The 15,405-nt window shown below is 69.5% G+C and carries 12 protein-coding genes; 4 read left to right on the top strand and 8 right to left on the bottom strand.

Features of this window, described 5'->3' with window-relative positions:
• Positions 1-558, top strand: a complete 558-nt coding sequence (locus G3I54_RS27455) for a response regulator transcription factor (protein WP_343240433.1) — start codon at positions 1-3, stop codon at positions 556-558.
• 90 nt (positions 559-648) lie between these two features.
• Here G3I54_RS27455 and G3I54_RS27450 read toward each other — a convergent pair whose 3' ends face one another.
• Together G3I54_RS27450 and G3I54_RS27445 are read right to left on the bottom strand one after the other, a co-directional pair.
• Positions 649-1,707, bottom strand: a complete 1,059-nt coding sequence (locus G3I54_RS27450) for a methyltransferase (RefSeq protein ID WP_164618165.1) — start codon at positions 1,705-1,707, stop codon at positions 649-651.
• A 4-nt stretch (positions 1,708-1,711) separates the two neighbouring features.
• The gene (locus G3I54_RS27445) at positions 1,712-3,280 is read right to left on the bottom strand and encodes a BBE domain-containing protein (RefSeq protein WP_164618163.1); all 1,569 of its coding nucleotides are present in this window, start codon (positions 3,278-3,280) and stop codon (positions 1,712-1,714) included.
• 224 nt (positions 3,281-3,504) lie between these two features.
• Here G3I54_RS27445 and G3I54_RS27440 point away from each other — a divergent pair, with 224 nt between their 5' ends.
• Both G3I54_RS27440 and G3I54_RS27435 read left to right on the top strand, forming a co-directional pair.
• Positions 3,505-5,085 (top strand): aminotransferase class III-fold pyridoxal phosphate-dependent enzyme, encoded by a 1,581-nt coding sequence (locus G3I54_RS27440; protein ID WP_164618161.1) that lies wholly within the window; start codon positions 3,505-3,507, stop codon positions 5,083-5,085.
• Positions 5,086-5,179: 94 nt separating this feature from the next.
• Positions 5,180-6,211, top strand: coding sequence for a methyltransferase (locus G3I54_RS27435; protein WP_164618159.1), 1,032 nt, complete (start codon positions 5,180-5,182; stop codon positions 6,209-6,211).
• Between the two features lie 30 nt (positions 6,212-6,241).
• Here the strand turns inward: G3I54_RS27435 and G3I54_RS27430 are convergent, their stop codons facing one another.
• The 3 genes from G3I54_RS27430 to G3I54_RS27420 form a co-directional block, all read right to left on the bottom strand.
• On the bottom strand, positions 6,242-8,002 hold the full coding sequence (locus G3I54_RS27430; protein ID WP_343240432.1) for an Imm49 family immunity protein: 1,761 nt from the start codon (positions 8,000-8,002) through the stop codon (positions 6,242-6,244).
• A gap of 158 nt (positions 8,003-8,160) precedes the next feature.
• A complete protein-coding gene (locus G3I54_RS27425; RefSeq protein ID WP_164618157.1) occupies positions 8,161-9,549 on the bottom strand; it encodes an aldehyde dehydrogenase family protein in 1,389 nt (462 codons plus the stop codon).
• 1 nt (position 9,550) lies between these two features.
• Entirely contained in the window at positions 9,551-10,582 is a 1,032-nt protein-coding gene (locus tag G3I54_RS27420; RefSeq protein ID WP_239144592.1) for a phenazine antibiotic biosynthesis protein, read from the bottom strand.
• A 298-nt stretch (positions 10,583-10,880) separates the two neighbouring features.
• Here G3I54_RS27420 and G3I54_RS27415 point away from each other — a divergent pair, with 298 nt between their 5' ends.
• Positions 10,881-12,080 carry an NAD(P)/FAD-dependent oxidoreductase gene (locus tag G3I54_RS27415; RefSeq protein ID WP_164618153.1) on the top strand — a complete coding sequence of 400 codons (1,200 nt, stop codon included), beginning with the start codon at positions 10,881-10,883 and terminating at the stop codon, positions 12,078-12,080.
• Between the two features lie 47 nt (positions 12,081-12,127).
• On the opposite strand, the gene G3I54_RS27410 is transcribed toward G3I54_RS27415, so the two are convergent.
• The 3 genes from G3I54_RS27410 to G3I54_RS27400 are packed head-to-tail and all read right to left on the bottom strand — an operon-like array spanning position 12,128 to position 15,318.
• Complete coding sequence (locus tag G3I54_RS27410) at positions 12,128-13,405, bottom strand: amidohydrolase family protein (protein WP_164618151.1); 1,278 nt, start codon at positions 13,403-13,405, stop codon at positions 12,128-12,130.
• Positions 13,406-13,408: 3 nt separating this feature from the next.
• Positions 13,409-15,094: an AMP-binding protein gene (locus G3I54_RS27405; protein WP_164618149.1), complete on the bottom strand. Its 1,686-nt coding sequence runs from the start codon at positions 15,092-15,094 to the stop codon at positions 13,409-13,411.
• Positions 15,091-15,318 carry a phosphopantetheine-binding protein gene (locus G3I54_RS27400; RefSeq protein ID WP_343240431.1) on the bottom strand — a complete coding sequence of 76 codons (228 nt, stop codon included), beginning with the start codon at positions 15,316-15,318 and terminating at the stop codon, positions 15,091-15,093. Before G3I54_RS27400 ends, G3I54_RS27405 begins: the two co-directional genes overlap by 4 nt.
• Between the last annotated feature and the right edge of the window lie 87 nt (positions 15,319-15,405).

Here is a 15,405-nt window from a genome sequence, read left to right as displayed (position 1 = left end):
GTGCGCAGATCTCTTTCGAACGCGTCGTCCAAACGAAAGGCGAATCACCCGGTGATTGATCGTGTGAATGTCATGCCGTTAACGGAACGCCAGAATGAAGACGAGGCCCAGGCGGCCATCATCCAGATCGACGAAGTGCTGACACTTCTGCAGGAGCTCGGCGATGTCGCACGCCGCGCGCGTATGAATCTGGTCGCCCCACGACACCGGGGCGCCCGTGGTGTCCCGGCTCAGTCGGCGGTCGCCGGAGCGCCACGCACTCCTCTGCGGACCGAGGACGCTCCGGCCGGTGAAACCGGCGCCCGGGACACCCGGCCCGACGCCGCTCAGCAACCCCTGCCGCTCACCCGGCGCCAGAAGGAAGTGCTCCATCTGCTGGCCCAGGGCCTGTCCAACCGCCGGATCGGCCGTGCTCTGCACATCACCGAGCAGACGGTGAAGGCCCATCTGCACATGGTCTACCACAAGCTCGGCGTCGCGGACCGTACGGAGGCCGTGGTCATCGCCCTGCGCCAGGGGCTGGTGCAGCATCAGCGCCGGGAGGACCCGCCTTCCTGATCAGCCGCGGAAGGCGGCAGGAGGCGGTTGGAGGCGGCAGTGGCGGTGGCGGGCGGTGAGCCGGTGCCACTGCCGCCGACCCGCACGCCGTCAGGCCGCGATGTCGGGTACGGCCTCGATGAGCGACGCGTTCAGCTCCTGGGCCAGCGGCACGACCTCGGTGACGCGCAGCCCCGCCCCGGCGCAGAGAGCGGTGTACTCCGCCCGGGTGCGCTGCCGGCCGCCGATGGTGACCAGCATGTGCAGATCGGTCAGATACGGGTTCTCCAGGGCCGCGTGGTTGATGGAGTCCACATCGGCCGTGTCGGGCAGCACCGGCTCGGCGATGAGCAGCTTCGCGTGGTCGGGCATGGCCGCCCGGACCCGGCGCAGAATCGCCCCCGCGCGGTCGTCGTCCCAGTTGAGCACCACGTTCTTGATGAGATACAGGTCGGCGCCCCCGGGTACGTCGACGAAGAAGTCTCCCGCGACCGCGCGGTACCGGTCCTCCAGTCCGGCGGCGGCGATGGTCTCCCGCGCCCGTGCCACCCCGGCCTCGGTCTCGTACACGGTGCCCGTCAGCTGCGGATACCGGGCCAGGAACGCGGCGAGCAGCGTGCCGTCACCGCCGCCGACATCGACGACCGTGCGGAACCGGCCCAGGTCGTGGACCGCGGAGATGGCCGCGGCCATCTCCAGCGGCAGATGACGCTTGCTCATGGCCGAATGGAACAGCGCGGCCAGCTCCGGCCTGCCCGACAGATAGTCGTACACCGGCTCGCCGAACTGCGTGTCGAAAGCGGGTCGGCCGGTGCCCAGCGACTCCTCAAGATTCAGCCAATTGCGCTGGAAGACGTCGTGGGTCAGGAAGGCGGCGAAGGCCAGCAGCGACGCCGGGGTGTCGCGGCGCAGCAGCGCCCCCGACTCGGTGAGCGCGAACCGGCCGGGGCTGGGCTCGACGCACAGGCCGAGCGAGGCCAGGGCGCGCAGCAGCCTGCCCAGTTGTTCGGCGGGCAGACCGCACTCCAGGGCCAGTTCGGCGGTGTCGGCCTCGCCGTCGCCGATACGGTCGGCCAGCTCCAGCCGCGCGGCAGCGCCGACGGCCTGGGTGGCCAGTGTCCCGAAGATCGCCGATATCACGGTGCGGCGGGCGTCGGCCTCGGTCTTCATGAACTCACATTCCTTCTGCTTCGGTGGACGTACCGGTAATCGACAAGGCGTGGCGGAAGATGTTCAACGCGTCCCACTTCGCCTTGACTTCCTGCAGCCTCGGATAGTTGTCGCCGTAATACAGCGCATGCCAGGGAACGTCGGAGGTGTTCCATTCCGGGTCGGCCAGATCGATGTCCGCGTAGTTGATGTAGGCGCCGGTGTTGATGTCGTTCGGCACCGGCACCCCGCCCGTCGCGGCATGCACATCGCGGTACAGTTCGCGGATCCAGCGCAGGTGCCTGTCGTCCTCGGCGGGATCCTGCCAGGTGACCATGTAGAACGTCTTCAGCAGGGCGCCTCGTGGAATGGCCGTCGCGGTGGAGGGCACGGTGTTCACCTTGCCGCCGTACGCTATGTATTCCACCGCCGAATAGGTTCCTTGATAGTCGTCCCCGGTGAGATGCCGGTAGAGGGTCGCGAGCTGGTCCGTGCTGTGCGGAGCGCGCAGGTCCGCCGACTTGACCTTGCACCGCAGCCCGATGGCCGTCGGTCCGGTGTCGGGCACCGCCAGATACTGGCTGGCGGCCAGCCAGGGCAGGGACGTGCGCCGGACGGTCGGGGCGACGCCGACACCGGCGTCGAGCGCGTCGAGGAAGGCCTGCATACGGGCGTGCGGATTCGGCGAGGCCACGGGCAGATGGGCGTGCAGGGCGATGTTCCCCGCCGAGCGGTGCAGGCAGTTGAGCAGGGCGTACAGATCGGTGTTCGGCGAGTCGACCGTGCTGTTCGCCATCTGCCAGTCCATGAAGTTGCCGATCAGCCGGACGAAGCCGGCCTCGGTCAGCCGGTGCCACGGCCAGCTCACCTCCGCGATGTGCAGAGCGCTCGGCGGGCGGGGCAGCAGGCCGGCCGGATCGGTGCCGGACGCCTCCGGGGAACGCAGCCAGTACCGGGTGATCACACCGAAGTTCCCGCCGCCGCCCCCGGTATGGGCCCACCAGAGGTCGCGGTTCGGGTCGGTCTCCTCCCGCGTGGCCACCACCGTCGACACGTTCCGGTCCCGGTCCACGACCACCACTTCGACCGCGTACAGATGGTCGACGCTGAGCCCGAGCAGCCGGGACAGCGGTCCGTAACCACCTCCGCTGATGTGCCCGCCCGCTCCCACGCCCATGCAGAAGCCGACGGGGACGGTGACGCCCCAGTGGTGGAACAGGGTATGGATCATCTTTCCCACGGGAGCGCCGGCCTCGATGACGAAGGCGTTGCGTTCCCGGTCGAAGTCGACGCGGGACATGGGGGAGAGATCCAGAATGACCTCCACATCGGGTGCGGCCACGAAGTCCTCGCCGCAGTGCCCGCGTGATCGCACGGTGATCCGCTTGTCGGCCGCCACCGCTTCACGGACCGCCTCCTCGACCTGCCGGGGCGAGTGAACAAGACGGAAATAGTCCGGCTTCGCGACGAACCGGTAGTTGTAGGCGTGGCACAGGTTCTCGTAGCGGATGTCGTCGGGCGTGACCAGAACGGAAGCCGGTGTCAGGAAAGCCGGCTCTTTTTCCGCTGCGCCATTACTGTCGTCACGTTTCATGAACTCGTCCGCCATCTCTGCTGTCCGGTCCGCAAGGGACGTGGCTGATCGCCCTGAACGCGCCTCGGTCGTCGGATCACCGTAGCCCGGCGTGGATGCCGGAAGTGCGTGACGTAAACGAAAGTTCGAGTCGATTAAGCCCGGAGATTTAGACCTGTTGCCGGTGGAGATGCTCGCCTGTAAAGTCCGGGACCACCGAAACGGACCAGCGATTGAGGCAGGTTATGAGCAGCCCAGTCAGTGAACCCATCTTTGCGGACCGCCTGCTGAACGACTGGCTGAGCAGTGTGGGGCTCGGGGTCGAGTATTCCCGGGCCGAAGCCAACACGCTGTACTTCGTGGACGAGGACGGTCAGGAAATTCCGGTACTTGATCATGTGTGTGGATTCGGATCGTTGATCTTCGGCCACAACGACCCGGACATCACAGAACACGCGAAGTCCGTGCTGGACCAGCAGATTCCGGTGTTCGTCCAGCTGTCCCGGCAGTCGCACGCCAATGACATAGCCACGGTGCTGAACGCGATATTACGACGGGAGACGCCGAACCGGGACGGTCGCTACGCGGCGATATTCGCCAACAGCGGGGCCGAGGCCGTCGAGATATGTGTGAAGCACGCGGAGCTGGAGCGCCGCGCACGGATAGCGAAACTCACGGACGGCGTCAGCCGGCATATCGAGGAAGCGCGCGAGGCGATCCGGACCGGGCGGGCGACTCTCTCCGAGAGCGCATATGTTCAGGTCGGGCAGGTGGGCGGCGATACCGAGAGGTTCGAGCGCCTGATCGCCGAGGTCGAGCGCAGGAACGCGGAGCTGGTCGAGAAGGGGCCCGTCCATCTGGCGCTGGAGAACGCCTTTCACGGCAAGCTGGTCGCCAGTGTCCAGCTCACCCAGAATCCGCACTGGCGGGCGCCCTTCACTTCGCTGGCCTCCTCGACCCGCTTTCTTCCGGCGGACCGGCCGGAAGCGATGAAGGCGGCCGTCGAGGATCTTCGCGAGAGCCTGCTGGACGTCCTGGTGGACGACGGCGTGGTGCGGGTGGTGGAGCGGGACTTCCCGGTCGTCGGCGCCTTCTTCGTGGAGCCCGTCCAGGGCGCGAACGGCATGCGTCCACTGACCGAGGCGGCGGCCCGCGAGATCAGGGCGGTGTGCGACGCGGTCGGATGCCCCTTGATCGTCGACGAGATACACAGCGGCATGGGGCGGACCGGTGCGTTTCTCGCCAGTTCGCACATGGGTCTGCAGGGCGACTACTACACACTGGCCAAGAGCATCGGCGGAGGAATCGCCAAGAACTCGGTGGCACTCTTCCACCAGGACCGCTTCCGCCCGGAGTTCGAGGTCATGCACAGCTCGACCTTCGCGAAGGACGGGTTCTCCGCCGCCATCGCCATCAAGGTGCTGGAGATGCTGGAGGCCGACGACGGCCGGGTGTACCGGGTGGCCGCCGAGCGCGGGAACAGGCTGATGGAAATGCTCACCTCGGTCCAGGCCGACTTCCCGGATGTCGTGGACGGCGTCGAAGGCATCGGCCTCATGGTCGCGATGGAGTTCACGGACCAGACGGACGCGTCCTGCGAACTCCTGCGGGAGAAAGCCGGATCGGGCATGCTCGGCTACTTCGTCGCGGGATACGTGCTGCGGCAGCACCGGATACGGGTGCTGCCGGTCGGGCCCGCGGGGAGTTCGGTCCGGTTCGAACCCTCCATCCATCTCACGGACGCGGACATCGCCCGCACGGAGTCCGCGCTGCGCGATGTCTGCACGCTGCTCCGCCATCAGGAAGGACACCGGCTCACACCCTGACGGGGTGAATGGAGCGCGCTCATCGGCGAGTCGGTGAGCGCGACGCCGAAACGGCGGACGAGCAGGCTTCCTTGAGATGGCGGAGAGGTGTCCGATGACGAGCAGGGCGACGGCGAACGATTCCCTGGTATCGGGGCTGATGGAGCACGCGCTCAGCGCGGCCTGTGCGGCTTCGGTGCGCGCGGCCGTGAATCTGGGCCTGCCGGAGGCACTCGGCGAAGCGCCGGCGACGGCCGATGAACTCGCGACAGCGGTCGGCGCGAATCCATCCGCACTTCAGCGGCTCCTGCGGTCGCTGACGTCCTACGGTGTCTTCGCGGAGAAAACGGCCGGCTCATTCGTCCACACCGAGAAGTCACGCGCCCTGCGCGAGGACTCCCCGAACAGCGTCAAATATCTGGTGCTGTGGTGCACCGAGCCGTGGCTCTGGGAACTGTGGGGGAATCTCGACGAGTCGGTACGGACCGGAGGCGAGGTCTTCACCGGGACGCACGGCCGGAAGTTCTACGAGCACCTGCACACCGCATGGCCGGATTCCGCGCGGACATTCGAACGCGCCATGACCGAGCAGACCCGATGGTCCGCGAACATCATCGCCGACATGCTCCCGATGACCGGGTCCGGCACGATCGCCGACGTCGGCGGCGGCCAAGGACTCGTGCTCGGTACGCTGTTGGAACGCCACCCGACCCTGCGGGGATTCCTGCTCGACCTTCCCGACGTGGTGGCGAACGCCGATGCGCGACTGCACCCGGGCGGTGAGCTGGCCCACCGCGTGCAGCTGGTGCCCGGCGACTGCCTGAAGGACATCCCGGTCGAGGCCGACACGTACCTCTTCAAGAACATCCTGGGCGTGGACGACGACGATTCGGTCCTGATCCTGCGCAACGCGGTGCGGGCGGCGCGGCCGGGAGCCCGGATGATCATCGTGGAGAACTTCGTCGACGACGGTCCCGGAAGGAAGCTCGCCGCCGCGATGGATCTCCGCATGCTGCTGGTCATCGGCGGACAGAAGCACACCCGGGCCGGGCTGCTGAGGATCGCGGAGCGGGCCGGTCTGAGCGTGCGGAATGTCCGCCCGGTGGACTCCTCGCTGCACATGATCGAGGCCACCGTCCCGATGTAGCCGTGGGCCGGTCTCCGTGCCGAGCACCGCCTAGAAGGGTTCGGCGGCGTGCAGGAGGTCCTGCGGGAGGTAGGGGGACTCGACGCGGATCGCCCAGCCGCGCCGACGGGCGTGGCAGGCCAGGGCGAGGACGTCGAGATTGACGGAGGCGTCCGGATCGTCGGCGCGGTCGGCGACCTCGTAGTGTCCGCGGTGGGCTTCGAGGGCGTCGGCGAGAGCGAGGTTGAAGCTCTCCTCGTCGCCCTCCACCAATTGCGACAGCAGCACGGCCGGCGGCATCGCGAAGCCCCAGTCCACAGCCTGCTCCGTCTGCTCCAGCGCCCGCCGCGTGGCCGCTTCGGGGTCGTCGCCCTTCAGATAGGCGTGCAGGGCCTCGCGGTACGCGCCGAAGGCGGAACCGTCCGGGCGGGCGAAGACGGGCCCGGTGAGGACGAGAGGGGCGAGGTCCTCGCGTGCGCCGACGATCAGCGCGAAGGCGACGGCCCGCTGCCAGGTGCCGGCGCCGATCTCCTCGCCCCGCTCGGCCGGACAGCGGAGGGTGCGTCCGTCGATGCTCACCTCGACCTGGGCGCCCGGCTCCGCGAGGCCGATACGGAACAGCGCCGCCCCCACCCGGGAAGCCAGCCCGAGGGTCGCGCGCTGTGCGTCGGTGACCCGGCCCGGGTCGCCCGCGCGCCACTTGAAGAGACGCTCCTGATCCCCCAGGACACCGGCGAGCAGCCGGCCGGCGGGCGGCGCTCCGTCGGCCGGGGCGAGCGCTTCCCGGAGGTGTTCCTCGTACATGGCCGTGACCCGTGCGTCCACGATCCGCTCGCAGGCGGGCCGGTCCACCACCAGCGGGCCGGCGGCGAGCGCCGCGACCGCGTCCGGCCGCCGGTTCCGGCCGAACCCCGCGACCCGGGGGCCCCGCGTCTCGAAGCCGGTGACCAGCGCGTGCGGCAGGTACGCGGTGTGGACGGCGGGCGTCCAGCCCAGCGTCCGGTACGCGAACGAGGCAAGGGCGATGGGGACGAGCGGCAGAAGCGACTTGGGGGAGGACGTCGGCCCGTGCGCGGCGGCGTGACCGGCCAGGAGGTCGGCGAGCGCGACGTCGAACCCTTCCCGGTCCTCCGCGGCCAGGGCGCGCAGCGTACGCAGCGCGGCGCTGTCCGGGCGGTCCAGGAGGGGCTCGCCGCTCTCCCGCGCGCGGGTACGGACGCGGTCGAGGGCCGCGTCGACGGCGGAGAGCTTGGCCTGCGCGCTCGGCGGGTACGCCTCCGCCTCGTCGTCGGTGTCGTTCAGGATGACGGCCATCAGTCCGGTGGCGAGCTCCCCGACGGGCGTGCCCAGCGCCCGCGCGGCGAACTTCTCCCGGGCGAAGCGGAAGGCCTCGCCGTGGAAGGCGGCCCTGTCCCTGAGGGCGGCCAGGCACAGCGCGTCGATCCACTCCCCGGGCGTGACGCTCTCCGCGGGGCCGTCGTCACCCGGGCCGTAGCTCATGCCGAAGTTCACATAGTCCAGGAAGACCTGGAAACCGCAGTGCGGGTGGTACGCCGCATAGGAGACCGCGCCGGCCGCGGCCTCCGAGGCGTCCTTCAGCGCGGCCCGGGCCTCCGCCGTACCGAGGTCGGGTGTCTCGACGGAGAGCGCCCCCAGATAGTCGAGGAACTCCTCGGCGATGGACTGCCACGCGTCGGTGGCGATCCGCCCGATCTTCGACAGGGTCCGCACCTGGCCCCCGATGCGGACGGCGAAGTCCTCGCGTGCCGCCGACACGACGGCTCCGCCCACCTGGTGACGCTCTACTCGCACGGCCGAACTCCTTGATCGCGTTTCCACGACAGCCTAGGCGCGAGGGCTGACAGGAGCTGACGGGGGCCCGACCGGAGCCGACAGGAGCTGACAGGAGTCGACCGGAGCCGACAGGAGCTGACAGGAGTCGACCGGAGCCGACAGCGGCCGGCCGGTCGTCAGCCGACGATGACCGCCTTGGTCCGCATGAGGAACGCGCCGAGATATCCCTCGTGCGGAAGGCCGGGCCGCGTCCAGGTGGTCGGATGGTCCCCGATATGGATCTTGTCGATGGACGGCTCGGCGACCAGCGATTCGATGAGCCCGGCGTCGTCGGTGAAAGCGGTGAGCGACAGGGTGTCGCGCAAGGGCGCCATCCGGTCGCCGTCCCGCCGCCACGGCAGCACCCATACGCAGGGGAAGCCCATCTCGATACGGGCCTGCGGGGCGTCCTGGCGGTCGAGCAGGAACACCGCCGGGCGCAACACCGCCGATCCGTCGCCGAGTTCGTCGACGACGCTCTCCGCGCCCAGCAGCGGCCGCGCGTCGCCCGCCCGGGCCCGCAGATAGGCGTCCATGGCGTGCGCGGCCTCGGCCCGGCGGACCGGCAGCCTGGCGCGCTCGTCACCCGGTGGGAGCGATGGCAGCTTGCCGAGCCGTTCGGCGATGGCCTCGGCGACGGGCTCGGGATCGCCCTCGACGAACACCGCGGTCGCGTTCACACAACCGGTGCCCGCGTGACCGGCGATGGACTCCGTGATGGTGTCCAGATGCCGCACCGCATCCGCGCCGGAGGTGAGGAGGATCTTCGACCTGCCGGGCCCGAACGGCATGACCAGGGTGCTGGACCCGTACTTGTGGGCCACCTCGTCGCCGCCGAACGCGATGGCCACGTCAGCCTCGGCTACCAGCCGGTCGGCCGTCGGGTGGTCCGTGGGCAACAGGACGACCTGGTCGTTGTCGTAGCCCACCTGGCGCAGGGCCGAGACCAGCCGGTGCGCGGTGAACGGCTCCCGTTGCGACGGACGGACCGCCACCCGGTATCCGAGAGCCAGGGCGTCGAGCCACGCGGTGTGCACGGCGGGGGAGTTGGCCGGAGCGTGCACCATCAGCACCTCACCGCGGCGGGTCCACACCCCGGAGCCGTGTCCGGTCCGCGGATCGCGCCAGCTGTCCGCCGCGCCGATCGGACGGGCCTGGCTCACACTCTCGTACGCGGTCGCGGCGTAGTCGCCGACCTGCTGGGCCAACAGCCGTACGGTGGCGATCGGTATGCCCGACACCTCGGCCACGTTCCGGTGATAGGAGTCGGGGGAGACTCCGTCGACCGCGCCGCTCGCGAAGAGCCAGCCCGCTCGGGTCAGGAGCTTCCTGCGCCGTTCCGGGTCCGGTGGCGTGGCCCTGCGCAGCGCCCGGATGTTCCGCTGCGCGAACAGCCAGGGCACCAGGCTCAGTTCGGCCACCGGCTCGCCCCGGACGTCGTGGACGACTTCCTGGTTACGGCTCCGGTACGGCCCCGCGGCACCGAGCGCGGGGAGTCCCGCCGGCGCGGAGGATGTGCTCCGCACGTCAGTAGACCCCTTCGACCACCGCGGCCGCGCCGAACTCCCGCACCGGCCTGAACTCCGACACCGCGTCCCCCGGGTACCCCAGGCGGTGCGGGTGGCGGATCCCGGTGTCCCGGTCCAGGTTGTTGGGCAGGAACAGATTCCGGGTGATGTGATGGGTGAGGACCTGACCGCGCTCCCCGTACGGCACGTTCTTCCGGGTGTCGGGATCGATCACCGAGAACATGGAGAACGGCGACGGCGGGTCGAAGACCGGAGACTCCTCGGCGGGCGCACCCGGCCGTTCCGGCATCGCGCAGAAGATCATCGTGCTGCCGAAGATGCTGACGAAGTCGATCTGCGGGAAGAGTTCGGTACGGAACAGCTGGCGGGTGTCCTCATCCATCGACGTACCGCCGTAGATGACCGTGTTGACCTTCGCGTTGATGAGGTCCACCAGGTGATCGCGTCGGCAGACCGCCTCCAGGAGCGGCGGCGTGATGACCATGACGCGGATGTCCTGGCTCCGCAGGATCCATTCGATCTGGTCGACCAGGTGGGCGATGTAGGCCTTCGCCTCGTCGACGGCGCCGCGGCCGATGACGCGCTTCGCCCAACGGGGGTCGAAGTCCACGGTGAAGAAGATGGAGCCGAAGCGCTGGGCGGTGTCCTGGGCCAGGATGCCGGCCATGTGCGGGCCGGCCGGCATGATCCCGAGCCAGCTGTCGCCCGCCGCGATCCCGTGCTCCAGCAGCCTGTTGTAGTACCAGGCCCAGGACTGCTCCCGGACGTCCGGCAGCACGAACACCCGCTTCGGCGACCCGGTCGTACCGCCGCTCTCGCCCACCACCGGTGGTGTGGGCAGCCTGTCGACGGATCCGTAGCCCCTGGGGACCAGGTCCTCTATGCGGGCGTCGCGCAGATCGTCGACGACGTTGGGGAACAACGACAGATCTTCGACGGTCCGCACGTCCTTACGCGGATCGAAGGACAGTTTCCTGCTCTGCTCCTGCCAGAACGGTGAGCCGGTTTTCGGGTCGAAATGCCATTCCATGGCTTCCTGAATGAGGTTTTGTGCCTCCGGCGGGCTGTCCCAAGAAGTGTCGAGTGCGGATGCGGCATGTGAGGTCATTGCCTGACTCCTCGGAATTTCTCTTTCGACGGTCGGCCTGGTCGACAAGCTACAAGTCCGCATACTCCTACGGCTAGATCCGCCCTCTCGTCCGATGGGCCACCTGGTTTTACAACCGTGGATCTAGTCTCATTGCCGCATGCCTGAGGGTGTGCGTAGTCTGCTGCGCGAAACAGCCTCCATCCGACGGACCATCACATGAGTGCGGGCAGGAGTGGAAATGGGTGAGAGCCGCTACGACGTGATTGTCGTGGGTGCGCGGTGTGCGGGTTCGCCGACCGCGATGCTGTTGGCGAGGAAGGGATATCGGGTTCTGGTCGTGGACCGGGCGGCCTTTCCCAGCGACACGTTGTCGACCCATCTGGTACATCCGCCGGGCGTCGCCGCGCTGCGTGGCTGGGGTCTGCTCGACCGGCTGGTCGCCACCGGCTGTCCGCCCATCCACACCTACGAGTTCGACTTCGGCTCCCTCGTCCTGCCGGGCGCTCCGGGCACGGCGGCCGAACCGTACGCGTACGCGCCCCGCCGGACCGTCCTGGACAAGCTGCTGGTGGACGCGGCGGTGGAGGCGGGCGCCGAGCTCCGTGAGGGCTTCGCGGTCTCCGGGCTCGTCTTCGACGAGGCCGGCCAGGTGGTGGGCGTGCGCGGGCGGGAGACCGGCGGCCCGGAGGTGACCGAGCGGGCGCGTGTGGTGCTGGGCGCGGACGGTCTGCATTCGCTGGTCGCGCGTGCGGTGGGTGCGCGGCAGTACGACGAACATCCGAAATTGATGGTCGGCTATTACAGCTATTTCAGCGGGCTGGAGATGGACGGTGTCTTCAAGGCGCATTCCCGTCCCCACCGGAGTTTCGGCGCCTGGCCGACACATGACGGACTGACCCTGGTGGGCGGGTGCTGGCCGTTCGCGGAATTCAGTGACATCAAGAAGGACATCGAGGGAAACTACTTCAAGAATTTCGAGCTGGCGCCTGCGTGGGCGGACCGCGTACGCGACGCGCGCCGTGAGGACCGCATAGTCGGAGCGGCCCTGCCGAACTACTTCCGCAAGCCCTTCGGCCCCGGCTGGGCGCTGGTCGGCGACGCCGGCTACTGCAAGGACTTCTTCACCGCCCAGGGCATCAGCGACGCGTTCGTCTCCGCCGAGCTGTGCGCCCGATCGCTGGACGACGCGCTGTCCGGGCGTACGGCGTTCGACGCGGCGATGGCCGACTACCAATCGGCCCGCGACCGGCACGCGCGGCCCGTCTACGATTTCACGCTCCAGGTCTCCACGCTGGAACCCCTCTCCCCGGAGTTCGAGACCCTTCTGGAGAGCATGGCCGGGAACCAGAAGGCCATGGACGCGTTCGCCCAGGTGAACGCGGGCGTGACGCCGATGCCGGAGTTCATCGCCGCGTGGGGCACTTCCGGTACCGGCTGAGAAGTGCCCCACCCGGGCCGTTCACCCGGGTCGCTCGCCCGGCCCGTTCACGCGGACCGGGCGGTGCTCCCACCGGCAACGGCGGAGTTCCGATGCACGAGCTCCCCGGACTTCCAGACGTGCGTGATGCGCTCCGGATCGGCCAGTACGGTGATGTCGGACAGCGGATCCCCGGCCACCGCCAGGAGGTCCGCGTCGTGACCGGCGGCCAGCCGGCCGGACCGGGGCGCACGGGGCCCGAGCGTGCCGGGGCCATGGGCGGTGGCGGCCGTGATGGCTTCCAGCGGACTCAGCCCCGCCTCGGTCAGATGGGCGAACTCGCTCGCGTGCCCGCCCCAGGACAGCGGGCCGTTGCGGTCGCTGGTGCCCAGATCGGTGCCGAGCGCGATGGTGACGCCGGCCCGGTGCGCGATGCCGATCGCCGCGAGATGCCGCTCGGCCATGAGGTCGAAGCGGTCCCGCCAGGCCGGCGGCAGCGCGGCGAGGTTCTGCCGGAAGGCCTCGTAGATGGTGCGCGTGGGCACCAGTGTCATGCCCCGATCGGCCATCAGGTCCGCGGTCTCCTCGTCGATCTCCGTGCCGTGCTCGACCGTGTGGCATCCGGCGTCGATCGCGGCCAGGATGCCGGCCCGCCCGTGGCAGTGCGCCGCGACGATCCGGTCGGCCCGGGCGGCCTCGGAGACGATCGCCTTCAACTCCTCGCTGCGGTACTGCTGGTGCACCGGATTGTCGACCTCGCTCAGCACACCGCCCGAAGTGCAGATCTTGATCAGCTCGGCGCCCGCCCGGAGTTGGAGGCGCACGGCTCGTACACACTCGTCCACCCCGTCGGCGATGCGCAGCGTACCGCCGCTGCGGCAGGGGTCGGTCACCCAGCGGTAGGGCAGACGGTGTGCGTCGCTGTGCCCGCCGGTCTGCCCGATGACCTGGTTCGCGCTGTAGATGTTCGGCCCGGTGAACGTCCCCTCCCGGACCGCCTCCGCGAGCACGCAGCCATGCCCGCCCATGTCGCGCAGGCTGGTGAACCCCGCGCGCAGCGCCGCCTCGGCGTCCTTGACGCTGCGGGCGACGGCCAGCGCCTCGGGGGTGAGCATCAGTTCCTCGGTGCTGACCCGGCCCCGGATTCCGGCGAAGTGCACATGGCAGTCCCACAGCCCGGGCAGCAGGGCGGCGACCCGCGTCGGCTCCAACGTCCGGTGTACGTCGCTCAGTTCGGCCGTCGAGCCCGCGAACTCGATCCGGCCGTCCGTGTGGACGACGCTGCCGCGTGCGATGGGCTCGCCGGCGCCGGGGATGAGCAGGTCCGCGTCGATGCGATAGGTCATGGGCTATGCCTCCACGGCCGTACGCCGCGCGATATCGGCGCGGAGCGCCTTTTTGTCGATCTTCCCGATGGCGGTGGTCGGCAACTCCTCGACGATTCGCATCAGTTCGGGAAGCTTCCAGGGGGCGAGCCCCAGTCCGCGGAGGAACCGGCGCACCTCCAGCAGCGTGGGTTCCCGGCCCGGCTCCGGGACGACGTACAGGCAGACGATCTCGCCGTACAGTTCGTGCGGCGCGCCGACGGCGGCGCAGCCGCGTACGGCCGGATGCCGGGCGACCGACATCTCCAGATCCTCGGCGGGGATCTTCTCGCCGCCGCGGTTGATGATGTCGCGCACCCGGCCGTCGACGACGAGATCGCCCTCGGGTGTCCGGGTCGCCAGGTCGCCCGTGCGGTAGAAGCCGTCCGGTGTGAACGCCTTCGCGGTCGCGGCCGGATCCCGGTAGTACCCGGCGACGGTGTAGGGGCCCCGGGTGAGCAGTTCCCCCGTGGTGCCGTCCGGGACCTGGCGGCCGTGTTCGTCCACGATGAGCACCTCGTCCATCGGCGAAGCGGGGCGGCCCTGGGTTCCGACGATCACCTGCTCCCGGTCGTCGAGACCCGTATAGCTGAGCAGGCCCTCGCTCATGCCGTAGCACTGCTGGAGCGTGGCTCCCAGGACCGGGCGGACGCGGCCCGCCAGTTCCGGAGCGGGGCGGGCGCCACCGGTCTGGAGCACCCGCAGACTGCCGAGATCGGCGGTCGTCCCGTCCGCGGCGGCCAGCCACTGCATGGCCACCGTCGGCACGAGCGCGCAGTGCGTCACCCGTTCGCGCCCGATCAGCTCCAGGGCCTGCCGAGGGTCGGTGGTGTCGCCGAGCACGACCGTGCCGCCCTGGGCCAACGTGCCCAGTACGCCGGGGCAGTTGAGGACGAATCCATGGGCGGCCGGCATCACGGCCAGATAGACGGAGTCGCGCGAGACCTCCGCGATCCCACAGGCCGTCCGGATCATGTACGCGTACGCCGCGTTGCCCCGCGGAATCACCTTCGGCGGGCCGGTGGTGCCACCGGACAGCAGGAACACCGCGGCGTCGGTCATGGCGGCCGCAGGGCCCCGAGGGGCCGCCGCGGTGACCGGCCCGGCCGGTCCGTCCCACGGCGCACCCGGGTCGCACAGGGCGGCGAGGTCGACATCGCCGTCCGTGGCGTCGCTGAGAGCGAGGACCTGCCCGAGGCCCGCGTGCTCCTTCCGCAGCCGCCGGGCCGTTTCCACACCACCGGCCGACCTGCCGCCGGCACTCACGGCGAGGGCGACCGGCCGGGCGGCGCGCACCACATGGTCCAGTTCGTACGCGCCGAACCCGGGCAGGACCAGTACCGGCGGCGCTCCGATGTCGAGCAACGCCAGTACCAGAACCACGAATTCGGCGCAGTTCGGCAGCTGCACCACCACACGGTCCCCGGCGCGCACGCCGAGCCCCTCCAGGCGCTGTCCGGCCACGGTGACGGCCGTGTGCAGCTCGCCGTGGGTCAGCCGTGCCGTACCGCTCACCACGGCGCAGCGGTCCGGGGAGCGCAGGCGCGCGGCGCGCAGCAGATCGGCGATCCGCTCCTCGCGCCACAGTCCGGCACGCACGTAGGTCTCGGCCCGCCGCCGGTCGATCACGGGTACGTCCGGATCCAGCGGCCGGACCTCGGAAAGGCTCATCGAGGCGTCCCCGGTATGCCGCCCGCCAACTGTTCCACCGTGTAGTCCACCTTGTCCCACAGATTCACCCTGATGCCGAATCGTTCGCGCAACTGAATCTCCAGATCGGTGGTCTCGACCGAGCTCAGGCCGAGATCGGCGCGGAGCCGGGTATGCGGTTCGATCTCGGTCAGCGTCTGCTCCGCGATACCGATATCGAGCAACAACTGCTTGAGTACGTCCACGGACACAACGGCTCCTTGATTTCCGGATGGCGTTACGGCGGCGCAGGGCGAGGCTAATCGACGCCTGTCGGCCATGACAATGGACTA

The organism is Streptomyces sp. SID14515, assembly GCF_010548505.1.
Classification (GTDB): domain Bacteria; phylum Actinomycetota; class Actinomycetes; order Streptomycetales; family Streptomycetaceae; genus Streptomyces; species Streptomyces caviscabies.
This window is presented reverse-complemented; position numbering and strand designations above follow the sequence as displayed.